The organism is Streptomyces sp. NPDC003284 (assembly GCF_053589675.1).
Window position 1 is genome coordinate 265482 of the sequence record NZ_JBSFSI010000007.1, and the last position, 19029, is coordinate 284510.

General features: G+C 73.7%; 12 protein-coding genes. 7 read left to right on the plus strand and 5 right to left on the minus strand.

Annotated elements, in window-relative coordinates:
- Positions 1-261: 261 nt before the first annotated feature.
- From ACWDYF_RS17770 to ACWDYF_RS17785, 4 genes are all read left to right on the plus strand, one after another.
- On the plus strand, positions 262-2430 hold the full coding sequence (locus tag ACWDYF_RS17770; RefSeq protein WP_381739485.1) for an MMPL family transporter: 2169 nt from the start codon (positions 262-264) through the stop codon (positions 2428-2430).
- A 178-nt stretch (positions 2431-2608) separates the two neighbouring features.
- Positions 2609-4435 carry an ABC transporter ATP-binding protein gene (locus ACWDYF_RS17775; RefSeq protein WP_389469891.1) on the plus strand — a complete coding sequence of 609 codons (1827 nt, stop codon included), beginning with the start codon at positions 2609-2611 and terminating at the stop codon, positions 4433-4435.
- On the plus strand, positions 4435-6174 hold the full coding sequence (locus ACWDYF_RS17780; RefSeq protein ID WP_037889047.1) for an ABC transporter ATP-binding protein: 1740 nt from the start codon (positions 4435-4437) through the stop codon (positions 6172-6174). Before ACWDYF_RS17775 ends, ACWDYF_RS17780 begins: the two co-directional genes overlap by 1 nt.
- 451 nt (positions 6175-6625) lie before the next feature.
- Positions 6626-9433, plus strand: coding sequence for a helix-turn-helix transcriptional regulator (locus tag ACWDYF_RS17785; RefSeq protein ID WP_381739481.1), 2808 nt, complete (start codon positions 6626-6628; stop codon positions 9431-9433).
- Between the two features lie 103 nt (positions 9434-9536).
- On the opposite strand, the gene ACWDYF_RS17790 is transcribed toward ACWDYF_RS17785, so the two are convergent.
- From ACWDYF_RS17790 to ACWDYF_RS17805, 4 genes are all read right to left on the minus strand, one after another.
- Positions 9537-10712, minus strand: coding sequence for a thioester reductase domain-containing protein (locus ACWDYF_RS17790; RefSeq protein WP_389469896.1), 1176 nt, complete (start codon positions 10710-10712; stop codon positions 9537-9539).
- Positions 10713-10748: 36 nt separating this feature from the next.
- Entirely contained in the window at positions 10749-11993 is a 1245-nt protein-coding gene (locus ACWDYF_RS17795) for an aspartate aminotransferase family protein (protein ID WP_389469899.1), read from the minus strand.
- A gap of 15 nt (positions 11994-12008) precedes the next feature.
- On the minus strand, positions 12009-12428 hold the full coding sequence (locus ACWDYF_RS17800; RefSeq protein WP_381739475.1) for a type II toxin-antitoxin system RatA family toxin: 420 nt from the start codon (positions 12426-12428) through the stop codon (positions 12009-12011).
- A gap of 120 nt (positions 12429-12548) precedes the next feature.
- Positions 12549-13550, minus strand: a complete 1002-nt coding sequence (locus ACWDYF_RS17805) for an AfsR/SARP family transcriptional regulator (protein WP_381739473.1) — start codon at positions 13548-13550, stop codon at positions 12549-12551.
- A gap of 257 nt (positions 13551-13807) precedes the next feature.
- Between ACWDYF_RS17805 and ACWDYF_RS17810 the strand changes: the two genes are divergently transcribed.
- Positions 13808-14950, plus strand: a complete 1143-nt coding sequence (locus ACWDYF_RS17810; protein WP_389469903.1) for an FAD-dependent oxidoreductase — start codon at positions 13808-13810, stop codon at positions 14948-14950.
- A 79-nt stretch (positions 14951-15029) separates the two neighbouring features.
- On the opposite strand, the gene ACWDYF_RS17815 is transcribed toward ACWDYF_RS17810, so the two are convergent.
- On the minus strand, positions 15030-15872 hold the full coding sequence (locus ACWDYF_RS17815) for an SDR family NAD(P)-dependent oxidoreductase (protein WP_389469905.1): 843 nt from the start codon (positions 15870-15872) through the stop codon (positions 15030-15032).
- A gap of 384 nt (positions 15873-16256) precedes the next feature.
- Between ACWDYF_RS17815 and ACWDYF_RS17820 the strand changes: the two genes are divergently transcribed.
- On the plus strand, positions 16257-17249 hold the full coding sequence (locus ACWDYF_RS17820) for a sucrase ferredoxin (protein WP_389469908.1): 993 nt from the start codon (positions 16257-16259) through the stop codon (positions 17247-17249).
- Between the two features lie 65 nt (positions 17250-17314).
- Positions 17315-18943, plus strand: a complete 1629-nt coding sequence (locus ACWDYF_RS17825; protein ID WP_381739465.1) for an ATP-binding protein — start codon at positions 17315-17317, stop codon at positions 18941-18943.
- Positions 18944-19029 lie beyond the last annotated feature (86 nt).

Consider the following 19029-nt stretch of genomic DNA (forward strand, 5'->3'; position numbering starts at 1 on the left):
TCCCACCGTATTGCAACAGCGTTATGAATGGCCCCTGACATCACGTCAGTCTCATGTCAGGACCGACCATGCCCTCAGGCGCAAGCCCCTGTGAAGAAGTTTTTTCCAGTGAACCCGCAGGTCACAAGGGGTAACCCGGAGTCCTTCCGGTTAGACAGTGTGCAAGAGCCCTGGAAGGGGCATTCAAAACGCTGTTACGGTTGGCGCGGCGCCGGACCCTGGCAGGCCTGCGGCGCCCGCCTACTACCCCTAGGGAGAACCATGTTCGAGGCGCTGGGGCGATTCCTCTTCCGCAGGCGCAAACCGCTCCTTGTCCTGACGTTGCTGTTCGCCGTCCTGTCCGGTGCCTACGGCGTCGGCGTCTTCGGCGACATGAAACCCGGCGGGTTCGAGGACCCCGGATCCGACAGCCGCAAGGCGGCCCAGATCGCCGAGCGGGCGTTCCCGCAGCGGGCGCCGGACGCCGTGGTCGTCTACCGCGACAAGACCCGCACGGTCGACGACCCCGCCTTCCGGAAGTCGGTCACCGAGACGGTGCAGGCCCTGCCGAAGTCCTCGGTCAGCGGCTTCTCCACCTTCTGGATGACCAAGATGCCGGCGCAGGTCAGCCACGACCGGCACGCCACCTATGTGGCGATCAACCTCCAGGGCGCCGACGACAACGCCAAGGAGGTCTCGTACAAGGCGATCAAGGACAAGCTCGCGGCGCCGGGCCTGGAGACCCTGCGCGGCGGTCCGGTCCCCACGGGGCACCAGGCCAGTGACGAGATCGGCAAGGACCTCGGCCTGGCGGAGGGCCTGTCCTTCCCCATCCTCTTCATCCTGCTGGTGATCGTCTTCGGCGGCCTGGCCGCGGCCAGCCTGCCGCTGTTCGTCGGCGGTCTGTCCATCCTGGGCTCGATGGCGGTGCTGCGGGTCATCGCGCAGCTCACCGACGTGTCGGTGTTCGCGATGAGCCTGGTGACGATCCTCGGTCTCGCGGTCGCCATCGACTACGGGCTGCTGATCGTGAGCCGCTACCGCGAGGAGCTGGAGCGCGGCCACACCGGCGAGCAGGCGCTGTCCCGCACGGTCGCCACGGCCGGGCGCACGGTGGTGGTCTCCGGCACCACGGTCGCGGTGGCGCTGGCCGGCATGACGTTCTTCCCGTTCGGCTTCCTGAAGTCCATGGCCTACGGCGGTGTGGCCGCGGTCGTGCTGTCCGTCTTCTTCTCGCTGATCGCCCTGCCCGCGGTGCTGGGCGTGCTGGGCACCAGGGTCAACGCCCTGTCGCTGCGCCGGAACAAGGCGCCGCGCCAGGACGGCCAGGGCGGCTGGTACCGCCTGGCGCAGGGCCTGATGCGGCGTCCGGCGATCGTGGCGGTGGGCACGCTGGCCGTGCTGCTGGCGCTCGCGGTGCCCTTCACCCGGATCGAGTTCGGCGCCAACGACGCCCGCCAGCTCCCCAACAGCGCCGAGGGACGGCAGGTCGGCAACGCCCTGGACCGCGACTTCGACAGCGACGCCACCAAGTCCATCGACTCGCTGCTGGTGCTGAAGGGCGACGCCACCTCCCCCCAGCAGGGTGCCGCGCTCAAGTCCTACGCCGACCGGCTGGCCGCCACCAAGGGCGCGACCGGCGCGCAGATCAGCGGCGCCACCGGCACGAACGCGCGGATCTCGGTCACCTTCGACGGGCCCGCGGTCTCCACCCCGGCGCGCGACCTGGTGAACCGGCTCAAGGCGGTGCCGCCGCCGCCCGGCGCCCAGGCGTACTTCGGCGGTGAGACGGCGGTCTTCGACGACACGCTGGACGCGCTCGGCGAGACGCTGCCGTGGATGCTGCTGTACATCGCGGTGGCGACCTATCTGCTGCTGTTCCTGGCGTTCGGCTCGCTGCTGCTGCCGCTCAAGGCCATCGTCATGAACCTGCTGTCGCTGTCGGCGACCTTCGGTGTGCTGGTGTGGGTCTTCCAGGACGGCCATCTGGAGGGCCTGATCCGCTTCGACTCGACCGGCAACATCGAGCCGAACATGCCGATCATGCTGTTCGCGCTGATCTTCGGCCTCTCCATGGACTACGAGGTCTTCCTGGTCTCCCGCATCCGTGAGCAGTACGACCTGCTGGGCGACAGCACCGCCGCCGTGGCGTCCGGGCTCCAGAAGATCGGACGGCTGATCGCGAACGCGGCGCTGCTGATGTGCGTGCCGCTCGCGGCGATCGCGACCAGCGGGGTGCTCACCATGAAGCTGTTCGGCGTCGGCATGGTGTTCGCGATCCTCGCCGACGTGGCGATCGTGCGCATCCTGCTCGTGCCCGCGGCGATGAAGCTGATGGGCCGGGCCGCCTGGTGGGCCCCCGGGCCGCTGGCCAGGTTCTACAGCAAGTACGGCATCAAGGAGTCCGACGAGGCTCCGGAGGTCAAGCGGCCGGTGCCGGTCGCGGGCTGACGCCCCCTCCCGGCGCCGAAGTGCCTTGGCTCCCAAGGCACTTCGGCGCCACTGTTCATCTCCCGCTCACCTTCGGGCACCCTTGCGCGCTTGACATGAAACGCCGGTGGGCGGGTACAGTCGTCCCGGCGTTAGACAGCGTCTAACAGCCGTCCAATCGAAGCGCTTGGAGGCCCGCATGCCCGCGGGAAAGACCGCACTCGGCGCGATTCTCGGCCCGGTCAGGGGAAAGCTGCGCTGGGCGATCGCCGCCCAGGCCGTCTCGGCCGCCGCCGGCGTGGTGCCGTTCATCGCCGTCGCCGAACTGGGCCGGGTGCTGCTCGGCGACGGGGAGGACCGCACCGACCGCGCCTGGACGGTCACCGCGATCGGCGCGGGAGCGCTGCTGGTCCGGCTGATCGTCGCGCTCGTGGCCGGCGGGATCTCCCATCTCGCCGACAACGACCTTCAGTTCCACATCCGGCGCAGGCTCGTCGACCGGCTCGGCCGGGTGCCGCTCGGCTGGTTCTCGTCCCGCAACGCCGGCCAGGTCAAACAGGCCGTGCAGGACGACGTCGACGCGATGCACCATCTGATCGCCCACTCGCTGCTGGACATCACCACGGCCACGGTCGTCCCGGCCGCCTCCCTGGCGTATCTGTTCTGGGTGGACTGGCGGATGACCCTGGTGGTGATCGCGCCGCTGCTCATCGGTCTGACGCTGTACAGCGCCACCATGGCGGGCCTGGCGAAGAACCTGCCCGAGTACGACCGGGCGATGGGCCGCATCAACGGCAGCGCGGTGGAGTTCGTGCAGGGCATCGCCGTCGTGAAGACCTTCGGCCAGGCCCGCCGCGCGCACCGCGAGTTCAGCGAGGCCGCCGACGACTTCTCGGAGTTCTTCCTGAAGTGGGTGCGCTCCACCCAGTACTCCAAGGCGGCGGCCGAGATCGTGCTGTCCCCGATCGCGGTGCTGGTGGCCACCCTGGCGGGCGGCGCCCTCTTCGTGACACGGGGCTGGCTCGACGCCGTCGACCTGCTGCCGTTCGCCCTGCTCGGCATCGGCCTGACCGCGCCGGTGCTGTCCCTGTTCTACGCCGGCTACGAACTGCGCGTGGCCCGCGGCGCGGCCGACCGGGTCGCGGGCATCCTGGACACCCCCGAACTCCCGGTGCCCGAGGCGCCCGGGAGCCCCGAGGGCGACCGGGTCGTCTACCGGGACGTGCGCTTCTCCTACGACGGCGAGCAGGACGCGCTGTCCGGGATCGATCTGGAGCTGGCGCCGGGCACCGTCACCGCGCTGGTCGGGCCCTCCGGTTCCGGCAAGAGCACGCTGGCGGCGCTGCTGCCCCGGTTCTGGGACGTCACCGGCGGCTCGGTCAGCGTCGGCGGCGTCGACATCCGGGACATGGCCCTCGACGATCTGTACGGCCGGGTCGCGTTCGTCTTCCAGGACGTGCGCCTGAGCCAGGACACCATCGCGGCCAACATCCGCATGGGCCGCCCGGACGCCGGAGCGGACGAGGTCCGCGCCGCCGCACGCGCGGCCTGCGTGGACGACGTCATCGAGGCGCTGCCGCGCGGCTACGACTCGGTGATCGGTGAGGACGCGCGGCTCTCCGGCGGCCAGGCGCAGCGGGTGTCCGTGGCGCGGGCGCTGCTCGCCGACGCCCCGGTGATCGTGCTGGACGAGGCCGCCGCGCACGCCGACCCGCACTCCGAGGCGGCCGTGCAGGACGCGCTGTCGGAGCTGACCCGGGGCCGGATCGTGCTGATGATCGCGCACCGGCTGTCCAGCGTCGTCGACGCCGACCAGATCGTGGTGCTGGACGAGGGCCGGATCGTCGAGCGCGGGCGGCACGCGGAACTGGTCGCGGCCGGCGGCCGCTACGCCCGGATGTGGCAGGCCCATGAACGTACGGCCCGCTGGCGCCCGCACGGACCGGGACCGGTGCCCCGGGACCCGGCCGCGGAGTCGGCGGCGGATGTCACGGCGGACGTCGCCGCGACCGGAGGAGTGAGCTGATGATCCGTCGACTCCTGGAGGTGCTGGGGCCCGAGCACGCGCGCCCGGTGCGCCGGATGCTGGTCGCGCTGGTGACGGGCGCGGTGCTCCAGGGCATCGCCTTCGCCCTGCTGGTGCCCGTGCTGGAGGCGCTGTTCGGCTCCGACCCGGACGAGGTCTGGCCGTGGCTGTGGACGCTGGTCGCGGTGGCCGTGCTGTACTGCGCGGTCTACTACTGGAGCCTGCTGGCGGGCTTCGAGGCCGGTGCCGGTCTGGCCAGGAGCCTGCGCCAGCGGATCGGCGACCGGGTGGCCGAACTGCCGCTCGGCTGGTTCGCGCCGGAGCGGGTGGGCCAGCTCGGCCAGCTCACCACGAAGAGCGTGATGGACATCATGGGCGTACCGGCGCATCTGCTGCGGCCCCTGGTGACCAGCTTCGTGACGCCCGCGACCGTGACCGTGCTGATGTACCTGTTCGACTGGCGGCTCGCGCTGGCGGCCACGCTCACCGTGCCGGTCATCGTCCTGGTGTACCGGTGGAGCACCGCGCTGAGCCGACAGGCCGACCGGGAGCGAACGGCGGCGCGGGCCGTGACCGGCGGCCGGGTGGTGGAGTTCGCGCAGCTCCAGCCGGTGCTGCGGGTGTTCGGCCGGGGCGAGGCCCGTTCGGGGGCCCGGCTCGGCGAGGCGCTGCGCACCCAGCGCGAGGCGTCGCGCCGGGTGCTGGTCACCGGGGTGCCCGGACTGATCGGCTTCAGTCTGGTGATCCAGGCCGCGTTCACCGCGGTCCTGCTGACCGGCACCTATCTGGCGCTGCACGGCGGTCTGGACGCGGCCAAGCTGCTGGCGCTGCTGGTCCTGGCGGTGCGGTTCACCGAGCCGATCGCCGAGACCGCGATCCTCGGTTCGACGCTCGGCACGGCGCGCTCCGCGCTGGCCCAGGTCGCCGACCTGCTGGCGCAGCCCACGCTGCCCGCGCCGGTCTCGCCGCGCGTGCCCGAGGGCAACCGGGTCGAGTTCGAGGACGTCACCTTCGGCTACGACGACGGCAGGCCGGTGCTCTCCGGGGTGTCGCTGACGCTGGCCGAGGGCACGATGACCGCGCTCGTCGGCCCGTCCGGCTCCGGCAAGACCACGGTGAGCAAGCTCGTCCCCCGGTTCTGGGACGTGGACGGCGGCGCGGTCCGGGTGGGCGGCGTGGACGTCCGGGAGATCGACCCGGAGGTGCTGATGTCGCGCGTCTCGGCGGTCTTCCAGGACGTGTACCTCTTCGAGGGCACCATCGCGGACAACATCCGGGTCGGGCGTCCCACGGCGACGGACGCGGAGGTCCGCGAGGCGGCCCGGCTCGCCCGGGTGGAGGAGATCGTGCACCGGCTGCCGGACGGCTGGGACGCCCGGGTCGGCGAGGGCGGCGCGCTGCTGTCCGGCGGTGAGCGGCAGCGGGTGTCGATCGCCCGCGCCATCCTGAAGAACGCGCCGATCGTGCTGCTCGACGAGGCGACCGCCTCGCTCGACCCGGAGAACGAGCAGGCGGTGCAGGACGCGCTGAGCGCGCTGACCGCCGGCCGCACCCTGCTGGTGATCGCCCACCGGCTGCGGACGGTCGCCGCCGCCGACCAGATCCTGTTCCTCGACGAGGGCCGGATCGTGGAACGCGGCACGCACGACGAACTCGTCACGGCGGACGGCCGGTACGCGTCGTTCTGGGCCCGGCGCAGCCGGGCACGCGACTGGAGTCTGGCCGGACAGAATTCTTGACGCAAGGCCGACGAGGGCCTCCACGGGGTAATCCCGGGGAGGCCCTTCGGCGATCCTGGAGCATGGAATAAAACCAGCCGGTCCGCTTTATTCATAGCAGCGCCGACCCGATGTCAGAATTGCCGGTGAGAGCTGCCGCTTACTCGCGAGTTCACCGAACTGCCCAGGCCCCCACCTGGGCATTTAACTTTTTTACTCAATGTTCCGGGAATACAGATTGACCTACGAGCTGCCGGTCTATACTGGCCAAAGTCCAGCGAACAGCCCGCTTGGAACATCTCGGCCTGACGGGATGCGACCGGTTCATGGGCACCCCCGGAAACCTCTCCGGAGGACCGCCTTCACCTCGAATTGATCAAGCGTTCAAATATTCAGGGAAGAACCAAGGCGGCACGTTCAGGACACGCATGGCAACATGGCCGAAATCATTCGACCGCGGGGGCGTAAAAAGATGTCAACGAGTGATTCCTTCGACTGGCCGATAACTGCGCGAGACACCGAACTGCGCACCCTCCGGAACGCCGTGCAGCGCCGTGGCGGCGCGCTGCTCGTCGGTCCGCTGGGCGTCGGCAAGAGCGTTCTGCTGGCCACCGCGCTGCGCCGGGCGGCCGACGAGGGCCGCACGGTCCTGAGCGTCGGCGGCGCGGGCTGGAGCAGTGGCACCCGGATCCGGGGCTTCGGCACGCTGACCGAGTGCCTGGAGGCCGTACGGCCCGCCGCGGCGGACGGCACGGCCGCCGACCGGCCCCTCGTCGCCGTCGACGACGTGCACCTGCTCGACACCGCCGTCAGCGTCCGGCTGCACCGCCTGGTCGCCGCGGGACGCCTCAGCGTCCTGGCCGCGGCCCGCCAGGACGCGCCCACCCCGACCGGCATCGACAAGCTGTGGGTGGAGCGGCTCGTCGAGCACGTCGAGGTGGCGCCCTTCGACCGCACCGCGATGGACACCGTGCTGCGGGCCCGGCTCGGCGGCCACACCGACACCGCCACACTGGAACGGCTGTGGGCGGCCACGCACGGCAACGCGCTGATGCTCCGCGAACTCGTCGAACACGCGCTGGAGGACGGCTCCCTGACGTGTGTGGACGGCACCTGGCGCTGGCCCGGCCTGACCCGCCGGCCCGGCAAACGGCTCTCGGACGTCATCCGCGTCGGCCTGCGCGACCTCAGCCACGAGGAGCACGAGCTGGTCCAGATGCTCGCCGTCGCCGAACCGCTGGAGGCGGAGATCGTCGCCGCGGCCGGCCTCTCCCGCGCGGCCGAGGCGCTCGACCTGCGCCGCATCGTCACCGTCGAGCGCAGCCGCTCCCGGGTCCGGCTGCGGCTGGCCGTCCCGCTCAGCCGGGTGGTCATCGCCTCCCGGATGTCCGACCTGACCGCCGCCCGGCTGCGCCGCGAGGTCGCCGACTCCCTGGAGCGCACCGGCGCGCGCCGGGCGGACGACATCCTGCGCATCGTCACCCTGCGCACCGAGGCCGGGCTCGTCCCCGAGCGCGAGCAGTTGCTCGGCGCGGCCCGGATCGCCCTCAGGCGGCGGGAGTTCCCGCTCGCGGAGCGCCTGTGCCTGCTCGCCCTCCAGGAGGAGCCGAGCGACCTGGACACGCCCGCGCTGCACGGCCCGGTCCCGGACTCCGCGCTCTTCGGCGCCGATCTGCGCCGTCTGGTTACGCGCGTAGTGCGGGACCCGGAGCAGGCCGTGCCCCGGGTCCGCGCGGCCCTGCTGCTCGGCCAGGTGCTCGTCGGCAGGGACCGGCCCGCCGAGGCGGAGACGGTGCTGAAGGCGGCGCTGGAGTCCGGCGTGGCGGTCCCGCTGGACGAGTACGTCGGCGCCGTGCACACCCGCGTGACCAACCTGGCCTGGAGCCTGCGGCGGGTCCAGGAGGCCGGGGAGCTGCTGGACCGCACGGTCGCCGAGGTCGGCGCGGACCGGGCCGGGCTGCTGCACGGCACCCGGGTGCTGATCGCGGTGATGTCGGACCGGCTCCAGGAGGCGGTCGCCCTCGGCGACACCGCGCTCGACGCGACGGCGCCCGACCTGCCCCTGGCCCAGTCGGTGGTGCCGACCGTGGCCTTCGCCCGCAGTGAACTGGGCGACCCGGCGGGCGCGTTGCAGCTGCTGAACCGCTACCGCGACGTGTGCGACGAGTGGGACACCGACGCCCAGCTCCTCGCCAACTCCGTCTCGGCGCGCTGCTCCTCCCTGCTCGGCCACCTCAGGAGCGCCGCCGAGGCGCTCGACGCGGTGCACCGCTACGACCCGGGGCACGGCCGCCCCGTCCTGCTCCAGGCGCTGCTCGACCGCTGCCGGCTGCTGCGCATGCTGGGGCAGTCCGAGCAGGCCGTCGCGCTGCTGCGCGGGGCGATCGCCTCCGAGGCCGCCCACGAGTACCCGGTGACCAGCGCCTGGCCGCTGGCCCAGCTCGCGGGGGCGCTGGCCGAGTCGGGCAACCACTCGGAGGCGCTGCGCACCCTGGTCGAGGTCCGCGCGCTGCGCGGCGAGGTGCTGGGCTTCCCCATCAGCGAGGACGAGATCGCCTACGAGAGCGCCCTCGTGCTCGCCTACACCGGGGACCACTCCAGCGCCGCCGCCCAGGCCGTGGCCCTGGCCGAGCGGGCGGGCGCGGCCGGACGCACGGTGCGCGCCACCAACGCGCTGCTGCTGGCCGCCCGGGTCACCGAGGGCGCCGCGGTCCGCTTCCCGCACCGGGCGCTGCTGCGGGCGGCCCGGACCGCGGGCGGGCTGACCCGGGTGCTGGCCGACTACGCCGAGGCGCTGGCCGACGGCGACGGCGCCGCGCTCACCGACGTCTGCGACCGCCTGGTGGAGATGGGGGCGCTGCCGCTGGCCGGGGAGGCCGCCGCCCAGGCCGCGCGGGCGTTCCGCGCCTCCGGGCAGCACCGCAAGGGCCGCGAGGCCCAGGCCGCCTGCCGGGAGCTGCTGCCCGGCTCCGGTGTGGCGCTGCCGCCGTGGGTGGAGGCGGACACCCGCCCCGAGCGGGACTCGGCCTCGCTCACGCCCCGGGAGCGGGAGGTCGCCGTACTGGCGGCGACCGGGATGTCCAACCGCGACATCGCGGACCGGCTGGTGGTGTCGGTGCGCACCGTGGAGAACCATCTGCACCGCATCTACCACAAGCTCGGCATCACCGCCCGCAACGACCTCCAGCGCGGCCTGGACAAGCTGATCGGCCGCCCGCGGGAGACCAACCGCATGGCACCGCTGCGGCTGTACGAGGGCGGTTCCGAGCACGTGGCGTAGGCGCGTACGGCAGCACGTACGGCAGGCGCACACGGCGGTGCCCCGCGAGGTCGGCTCTCGCGGGGCACCGCCGTGTCACGGGGCGTGCTCGGGGGGCGGTCCGTCACTCCTGCGGAGCCGGCAGCACACCGGCCCGCACGAAGTAGGCGATGTAGCCGCCGAACACCTTCTCGTCGATGTCGGGGCAGACGATCCCGGTGTCCTTGAGCAGGTCGCGGGTCAGCTCGTCGGCGAACTCGGCGACCTCGACCTTCTCCGACTCCACGAGGATGCTCAGCAGCGGCGCCATGGAGTTGGTGAGGTCGGCGGCGACGGCCTTCATCCACTTCAGGATGCTGACCTCCTTGAGGTCGTACCCGGCGCCGCGCAGCAGCCGCAGGATCCGCTCGGAGTCCAGCGTGTCCGGGCTGACCTGGTGGTAGGTGCCGCCGGTGCCCTCCGGGTGCCGGGAGGCGGCGACGATCACGGCGGACACGTAGTCGACCGGGACCATGTTCATCGCCAGCCGGAACTTGCGCGGGTACAGGCCCACCTGGAGCGAGCCCTTGATGAAGCGCCACACGAAGTCGTTGGGCTGGCAGGCGCCGGTGACCGAGTCGCCCCAGACCTGGCCGGGCCGGTGGATGGTCACCGGCACGCCCCGGCGGGCCGCCTCGCGCACCAGCTGCTCGGCCACCCACTTGCTCTTGGTGTAGCCCAGCGACAGGTTCTCCGGCGGTCCGGTCGGGTCGAGCTCGCCGCGCGGCTCCCGGTCGGCGCCGGGCTCGAACACACCGGTGGTCGAGACGTGGTGCAGGGTGGCGCCGGCCGCCTGGGCGAACCGCAGCACGCCGTGGGTCGCCTCCACCGTGGACTTGCGCAGCCACTTGTAGATGGTCAGGAAGTTGACCTTGGCGGCGGAGTGGTAGACGGCGCCGACCCGCCCGGCGACCGCGTCGTACGCGTCGCGCTCCATGCCGAGCAGCGGCCGGGTGATGTCCCCGGTGTGCACCTGGACGCGGTCCGGGTCGATGTCGTCGAGCAGTTCGTAGGTGCGCAGGTTCTCCTCCAGCCGGGCACGGGCGGCGGAGGTGTCGGCGCCCCGCACCAGGCAGTGCACGACCAGTCCCTGCCGCACCAGGTCCCTCAGCAGGAACGCGCCGAGGAACCCGGTCGCGCCGGTGAGGAACACCTCGGACACCGCGCCCGGCTCCGGTGCCCGGTAGCCCGTGATGTCGTCGGCCAGCACGACATCGGCGGCGAACTCCTCGGAGATCTCCATGGGTATCGTCGAACTCATCAGTTATCTGTGGTCCTTCCGGAATCCGTGTCCGGGCTAGGCGTCGGCACCGGCGGCGGCCGTGGCGTCGGAGAGCAGGCTCATCGCCTCCTTGACGTCGGCGTCGGTGGCGACGATCGGCGGCAGCAGGCGAATGGTGGTGGGACGGCTCAGGCAGGGCGAGACGACCAGGCCCCGCTGGGCGAGACCGGTCAGGACGTCGCCGGCCACTTCGGGCGAGCGGAAGTCGACGCCCCACAGCAGACCGCGGCCGCGCGTCCCGACCACCTTGTCCGGGTGTTCGGCGCGCAGCTCGGCCAGCCCGTTCTCCATGGCGAGGGCGATCCGCTCGCCGTCCTCCGCGTGCCGTTCGATCAGGTCGAGGGCGACCGGGACGACCGCCGTGGACAGCGGGTGGCCGCTGAAGGTCGCGGTGTGCACCATCGGGTCGGCCAGCAGCGGGGCGAACAGGCGGTCGTTGCCCACCGCGGCCGAGACCGGCAGGACGCCGCCGCCCAGCGGCTTGCCGAGCAGCACCGCGTCCACGTCGAGGCCGTCGGCCAGCGCCACCGACCGTTCGCCGCACCGGCGCAGACCGACCTGGATCTCGTCGGCGATGACGAACGCGCCGTGCTCGTGGGCGTCCCGGCACCAGGTGCGCAGCACCTCGGTGTCGAGGATCCGCACACCGTTCTCGGCCTGGACCGGTTCGAAGACCACGGCGGCGACGTCGTGCTCGCGCAGCGCGTCCGCGACGGCCTGCGGGTCGTCGCCGCTGACCCGGACCACGCCCTGGAGCAGCGGTTCGAGACCGGCCCGGAAGCGGGAGTTGTCGGTCAGCGCGAGGGCGCCGAGGGTCTTGCCGTGGAAGGCGCCGTCGACCGCGACGACGGTGGTGCGGCCGGTCGCCATCCGGGCGAGCTTGACGGACACCTCGACGGCGTCGGCGCCGCCGCAGCCGAAGTAGACCCGGCCGAGGCCGCCGCCCACGTACGCGGCCAGGCGCTCGGCGGCCAGCGGGGCGACGGGCGTCTGCACCGAGCGGGTGGAGGCGGGCATCAGGTCGAGCTGCGCGCGGACGGCGTCCGCGACCTCGGGGTTGCGGTGGCCGAGCAGGGCGACCGCGTAGGAGCCGAAGTCCAGCATGCTCCGGCCGTCCGAGAGGGTCACCCGGGAGCCCTCGGCCGACGCCTCGACGGCGCCCTGCCCGGTGAACTTCCCGGCCACCGCGAGCGCGGGCGAGAAGTGGCGTCTGACCCGCCGGAAGGTCTCCTTGGCGTCGACGGGGTGCGTCTCAGTCATGGTCTGTCCCCGCCCCTACGCGCTCTGCTCGACGATGTCCCGCTGGTAGCGCTCCAGCGCCTTGGCCACCGCCGGGTGGATCATCTCGGCCACCATGGGCAGGCCGACGTCGAACTCCACCTTGAGTTCGAGCGCCACCGTGCCGCCGTCCTCGACGACCTGCCAGTAGCCCTCGTAGTGGGCGAGGTCGCCGTCGCTCTGGCGGAACTCCCAGCGGCGCCGCTCCGGGTCCAGGACGTCCTCCTGGTCCCACTCCATCTCCGAGCCCTTCAGCTCGACGACCCAGCTGCTGGTGCGGCGGTCGCCGTCCTCGCCGTTGACGGTGACCTCGTTGACGCCCTCCATGAAGTCGGGGAACGCCTCACAGTCCGTGAGCACCTTCCACACGGCGTCCGCGGTACCGGCGCCGGGGCATGTGCTGTGCACTACATGCATGAACTCATCCTCACTCGATCCCTGAATCCCGTGATTCCTTGCGCCACTTGCGCATCTCGCATCACGTACGTCTCGTGGCCCGCGGCTCCCGGCGGGCCGGGGCCCGGCGGGAGCGGGCTCTCACGCGGAGTCCCGCCGGCGCGCCGGGACCCGCTCCTCCAGCAGCGCCGTCAGGCGTTGCAGCTCCGAGCGGAGCGCGAGCTGCTGGGAGGTCAGCTCCTCCACCCGGACGCGCAGCCGGTGCAGTTCGTGTCCCTGGGTGCCGGGGCCGTCGACGAGGTCTCCCTCGGCGGGCCACCCGGGCACGGGCTCCATCGTCGCGACGGCCGTGCCGCTCCCGGCCGCGCCCGGCTCCGCCGGGACCGGCTCCGTGGCGCGCAGGCTGCCCGGTTCGCGCAGCACCCGGACGTTGCCGGTACGCACCGGAGTCCGGTCCTCCGCCTGGTGGGCGGCGCCCCGGCGCACCGCGCGCGCCTCGCCCTGCCGTCCGCAGCGCTGGAGCGCGAGCGCCAGCTGGTCACGGAAGCGCGCGCGGGCCGGATGGGCGACGACCAGTTCCTCCAGCCGGCGGACGACCTCCTCGTGCCTGCCGATGCGCAGCGAGGCGTCGCACAGGTCCTCCAGGGCGGTCAGCCGCTCCTCCTCCAGGCGGGCGGCGGCCGCCGCGCACAGCGGCCCGTGGGAGCCGCCGTCCAGGGCCGGTCCGCGCCACAGCCCGAGCGCCTTGCGCAGCAGCAGCGCGGCGGCCCGCGGGTCGGCGGCCAGCAGGCGCTTGGCCCGGGTCACCTGGAGCCGGAACTGCACGCTGTCCAGCTCCTCGGGGCGCGCCTGGAGCACATAGCCGGGCCCGCGCACCACCAGGCGGGGGGTGTTCGCCCGGGACGGCTCCGCCTCGATCAGCTGCTGGCGCAGCCGCGAGACATGCGCCTGGAGGGCGTTGCCGGCCTTGTCCGGTGCGTTGTTCCCCCACAGTTCACGGATCAGCTCCTCGGTGGGCACCGGGGTCCCCAGGCGCACCAGCAGAGCCCCGAGCAGCGCCCGCTGCTTGGGACTGGTCAGCTGCACGCTGGCACGCCTGACGTCGTCGTAGATCCCTGGGGGTCCCAGTACCCGGAACTGCATCGAAACCTCCACCAGTCGTCGCGGCCCGGACCACGCCGCACTCCGAGGTGATCACGCGCGCCGCCCCGGGCGCATGAGTACTCAGGTACTCCAAACCGGGGCGGCCGCCGGGCCGCGCGCGGGGCCGGGCGGCCCCGGCCGGGACCCCGCCGGGGGCGCGCGGGGCAGCGAGCTGAGTGACGGTTACTCATGCGCGGGCGCACGGGGCCGTGTTCGGCTGGCCGGGCACCGTGACACGACCCAGGGAGCAGGCGGACATGACACGTTGGGATGCCGAGACCGCGGTGGTGGGTCTGGGAAGTTGGGGGGCGTCGGCCTTATGGCGGCTGGCGGCCCGGGGCGTGGACGTCATCGGTCTGGAACGCTTCACGCCGGGGCACGCGCTCGGCTCCTCGTCCGGCGGCGCCCGCATGGTCCGCCTGACGGGCGCCGAGCATCCCGGTCTGCTGCCGCTGGCGCGCAGATCGAGGCAGCTGTGGGCGGAGCTGGCCCGCGCCGGGCAGGACGGGCTGTTCACGCCCTGCGGCGGACTGCTGATCGGCCCGGAGAGCGGCCCGCTCGCGGGCGGCGCGCTGCGCACGGCCCGCGCGCACGGCGTCCCGGTCCGCACCTTCACGGCGACCGCGCTGCGCTTCCGCTTCCCGCGCCACACCGGGGTGCCGGCCCACCACATCGGCGTGTGGGAGCCCTCCGCCGGACTGGTGCGGCCGCGGCGCGCGGTACGGGCCGCGGTGGCGCTGGCCGAGCGCGCCGGTGCCCGGGTGCACACCGACTCGCGGGTGGTCCGGGTCGAACGGGTGCCGGGCGGGGTGCGGCTGCACACCGCCACGGGTTCGGTGACCGCGCGCCAGGCGGTGCTGACGGCGGGTGCGTGGCTGCCGGGGCTGGTGCCCGGCCTGCCGGTGCAGCCGGTCCGCGCGCCCTTCTCCCGCTTCCGTCCGCTGGACGTGGCGGACAGCGGCTTCGACCTGGAGGGCTTCCCGGTGTTCCGGCGGGAGCTGGACGACGGCCGGATCCTGTGGGGCAGCGGCGCGCAGGGCGGCGACGACGTCGGTCTGGGCCTCGATGACGGAGGGGCGGCCAAGCCGGTCGACCCCGAGGACACCGACCGCTCGGTGACCGCCGACGACTGGTCGGACCTGGCGCGGGTGCTGCCCGCCAAGGTGCCCGGCCTGGAGACGCTGCCCGTCCGTACGGCGGTGGGCACCCGCACCCGTACCCCGGACGGCCTGTTCGTGTGCGGCCGTCCGGGCGGCGATCCGCGCCTGGTCGTCGCGGGCGGCGGCGGTGCGGACAGCGCGGCGTACGCGCCGGGTGTCGGCGACGCCCTCGCCGACCTGGTGCAGGGCGCGGCGGGCGCCGCCGGGCTGGACTTCCTCTCGCCGGACCGCTTCAGCTGAGCGCCGCACGGCGCCGGGCTGCCGGACCCCGCCCCGTGGGCCGCGCGCGGGGCGGGAGTGTCGGGAACGCACCCGCGCGTCAGCCGGTGAGGCTCTGCGGAGCGGGCGCGGCCGGGCGCGGCGCCGTCTTGAGCACTTTGCGGCAGATCCGTTCGCCGACCCGGGCCACCAGGGTGCGGGGGCGGCGCGGCGTCAGATGCGCCATCAGCGCGTTGCCGAGGCCGGGCGTCACATAGGCGCGGTTGCGGTCGAGCGCCGCCAGGGCCGCCCGCACCACCGGCTCGGGCGTGGTGAAGCTGCCCGCCACGGCGGCGTCGCGGGTGCCGAGGACCTCGAAGAACCGCGTCTCGACCGGTCCGGGGCACAGCGCGGTCACCCGCACGCCCCGCCCCCGCACCTCCTCGCGCAGGGCCATCGAGAAGTTCAGCACGAACGTCTTCGAGGCGCTGTAGACCGACAGGTAGGGGCTGGGCTGGTAGCCGGCGGTCGAGCCCACGTTGAGGACCGCGCCGGTGCCGCGCTCCAGCATGCCGGGCAGCAGGGCGTGGGTGAGGTCGACGAGCGCGACGACGTTCACCATCAGCAGGTCGTGGTCGCGTTCGGGGCCGATCTCCTCGAACCGGCCGCCGGTGCCGAAGCCCGCGTTGTTGACCAGCAGGTCGACGTGGATCCCCCGGTCGGCGAGTTCGCGGGCCACCTGCCGTCCGGCGTCGGGCCGGGCCAGGTCCTGCACCACCACGTGGGTCTTGACGCCGTGGACCCGCGCCAGCTCGGCGGCGACCTCCTCCAGACGGTCCCGGGAGCGGGCCACCAGGACGAGGTCGTGGCCCCGGGCGGCGAGCTGGGCGGCGAACTCCGTGCCGAGCCCGGAGGACGCGCCGGTGACGAGCGCGGTGCTCGGGACGGCGGGGGCAGTGCTCATGGCTGTTCCCTTTCGGCAGGACGGCTGACTCCTCGCACCCTCACGGCGGGCGTGGCCGGCACGTCGTCGATCGTGCGGGGATCGGTCCGCCGCCCCGGTCGCCCCCCTCATCCAAGGAACTCAGCACCACGGCCCACCCCGTGGCGAACGGAACCGACGTGCCGCCCACGCCTGCTCCGTCACCCTAGTGAGACCACCGCGCCGGGGCCCCCGACTCTGACAGGAGCTGACATGTCAGGGCGGACCGGGCCCACCCGGCGGACCTCGGCGGAACGCCCGGCGGGCCCTCGGCGGGACCTCGGTGGGACGCCCGGTGCGGGGCGCGCGTACAAGGCGCAGGTGCCGGGCGATCGACGGCCCGCGGGCCGCAGTAGGCTCGCCCCTGTGAGTACGTGCACGACCGTTTCCCGGCAGCTCGGCGAAGCGCAGGGCGCCACCGCGCCCACCGCGACGACATGGCTGCTGCTGGAACAGCCCGGCCCCTGGGGCGCCAAGGCGCTCACCTCCAGCCATCTGGACCCGGAGCTGGGCCGCGCGCTGGAGCGGGCGGCCGAGGGCACCGGCGTACGGATCGCCCTGGTCCGGCGCCCGGGACGGCACGCCGACCGCCGTACGCAGTCCGTACGGCAGGTGTACGCCGCCCACACCCTGCCCGACAACAGCTGGGTGCGCTCCGCGTATACCGCCGCACCGGAGGAGTTGCTGCGTCTCGACCTCGCCGCGCTGGGCAGGGGCGAGCACCACACCTTCGACACGGTCCTGCGGGGCGTGCCGCACACCGCGGGCCCGCTCGCCCTCGTCTGCACCAACGGCAAGCGGGACCGCTGCTGCGCCCTGCTGGGCAGGCCGCTGGCCGCGGAGCTGGCCGCCGCCGGGGAGCACGGCGTCTGGGAGGTCTCCCACCTCGGCGGCCACCGCTTCTCCCCCACGCTGCTCCTGCTCCCGCACGGCTACGCGTACGGCCGCGCCGAGACCGGCGCGGTCCGCGACGCCCTGCGCGGGCTGCGCGAGGGCCGGATCAGCCTCGACGGCTGCCGGGGCCGCAGCGCGTGGGAGCGGCCCGCGCAGGCCGCCGAGCTGGCCGTGCGCGCCCTGAGCGGCGAGCACGGCGCGGACGCGCTGAGCGTCGTCGGCACCGATCCGCTGCCCGCCCCGGCCGCACCGGGCCCGCACGGCGCACCGGCGGCCGAGGACGGCACGCCGTGCTGGGAGGTGACCGTCGCCCACACCGACGGCCGCCGCTGGCACGTCACCGTGGCGCGCGGCGCCGCCGGGCCGCCCCGCCCGGAGAGCTGCGGCGCCGCGGTCCTGGGCACCCCGGCCCGCATGGACGTCCTGGCGGTCCGCGAACTGTCCCTGCCCCACGCGCCCCGCTGAATCCGCCCGGATCCGCGGCGCACGACCCCTGGGACGGCCGCGCACCGCACCGTACGGTCGTCGCCATGAGCACCACCGCCCCCGTACGCCGCCGTCGCCTGGGTCTGCCCCGGCGGGCATTCTCCCAGGTCCTGCTGACGCAACTGGCGATCGCCGCGTCGGTCGCGGTCCTGGCGACCGGCCTGTTCCTGGCCCCGCTCAGCCATCAGCTGGACGACCAGGCGATGCGCCGCGCGCTGGCCATCGCCGAGACCACCGCCGAGAACCCGCAGATCGTTGACGACCTCCTGCACACCGCCCCGAGCGTGAGCGGGCCCGTGCAGCGGCGGGCGGAGGCGATCCGGCGGGCGACGGGCGCCGAGTACGTCGTGGTGATGGACACGGCCGGCACCCGCTGGTCGCACGCCGACCCGGAGCAGATCGGCGAGCCCGTCTCCACCGACCCGAGCGCCGCGCTCACCGGTCGGGAGGTGATGCAGATCGACACCGGCACCCTGGGCCGCTCCGCCCGCGGCAAGGTGCCGCTCTACGACGGTGACCACCGCATCGTCGGCGCGGTCTCGGTCGGCATCGCCTACGACAGCGTGCGCGCCCGGCTGGTGGACGCCATCCCCGGGCTGCTCGCGTACGCGGGCGGCGCGCTCGCGGTCGGGGCGCTGGCCGCCTGGCTGGTCGCGCGCCGGGTGCAGCGGCAGACCCGGGACCTGGCGTTCTCCGACATCGCGGGGCTGCTCGCCGAGCGGGAGGCGATGCTGCACGGGATACGGGAGGGCGTCGTGGCCCTGGACCGGGGCGGGCGGGTCCGGCTGCTCAACGACGAGGCGCGACGGCTGCTCGGCATCGGCGACGAGGCGCTCGGCCGGTCACCGGACGAGGCGCTCGGCGCGGGCCGCACCACCGATGTGCTGGCCGGGCGGGTGACCGGCACGGACCTGCTCACCGTGCGCGGCCAGCGCGTCCTGGTCGCCAACCGCATGCCCACCGACGACGGAGGCGCCGTCGCCACCCTGCGCGACCGCACCGAACTGGAGCAGCTGGGCCGGGAACTGGACTCCACCCATGGTCTGATCGACGCGCTGCGCGCCCAGGACCACGAGCACGCCAACCGGATGCACACCCTGCTCGGCCTGCTGGAGCTGGAGATGTACGACGACGCGGCGGAGTTCATCGGCGAGGTGGTCGGCGACCACCGGGCCACGGCGGAACAGGTCACCGAGAAGATCCAGGACCCGCTGCTCGCCGCGCTGCTGGTCGGCAAGGCGACCGTCGCCGCCGAACGCGGGGTGGCGCTGTGGATCTCGGACCGCACCTGGCTGCCGGACCGGCTGGTCGACCCCCGGGGCCTGGTGACGGTCGTCGGCAACCTGGTGGACAACGCGCTCGACGCCGTGGCGGCGACCCCGCACGCGCGCGTGGAGGTCGAGCTGCGCACCCGCGGGCGCAGCGCCGTCCTCCGGGTCCGCGACACCGGGCCGGGGATCCCGCCCGAGCTGCGCGAATCGGTCTTCACGGAGGGCTGGTCGACCAAGCGGCCCCCGGCGCACGGCAAGCGCGGCATCGGGCTCTCCCTGGTGCGCAGGCTCGCCGAGCGGCAGGGCGGCTCCGCGACGGCGGGCGCGGCGCACGGCGGCGGCGCGGAGTTCACGGTGGTGCTGCCCGAGGCGCTGGAGGAGCCCGCGGCCGCCCCGGGCTGAGCCGCGGCGGCCCGCGCCGGTGTGCGGCGCGGGCCGTGTCCTCGCTCGCGTACCGGTACGGGCCCGGTGCCTTTGTGCCGGTACGG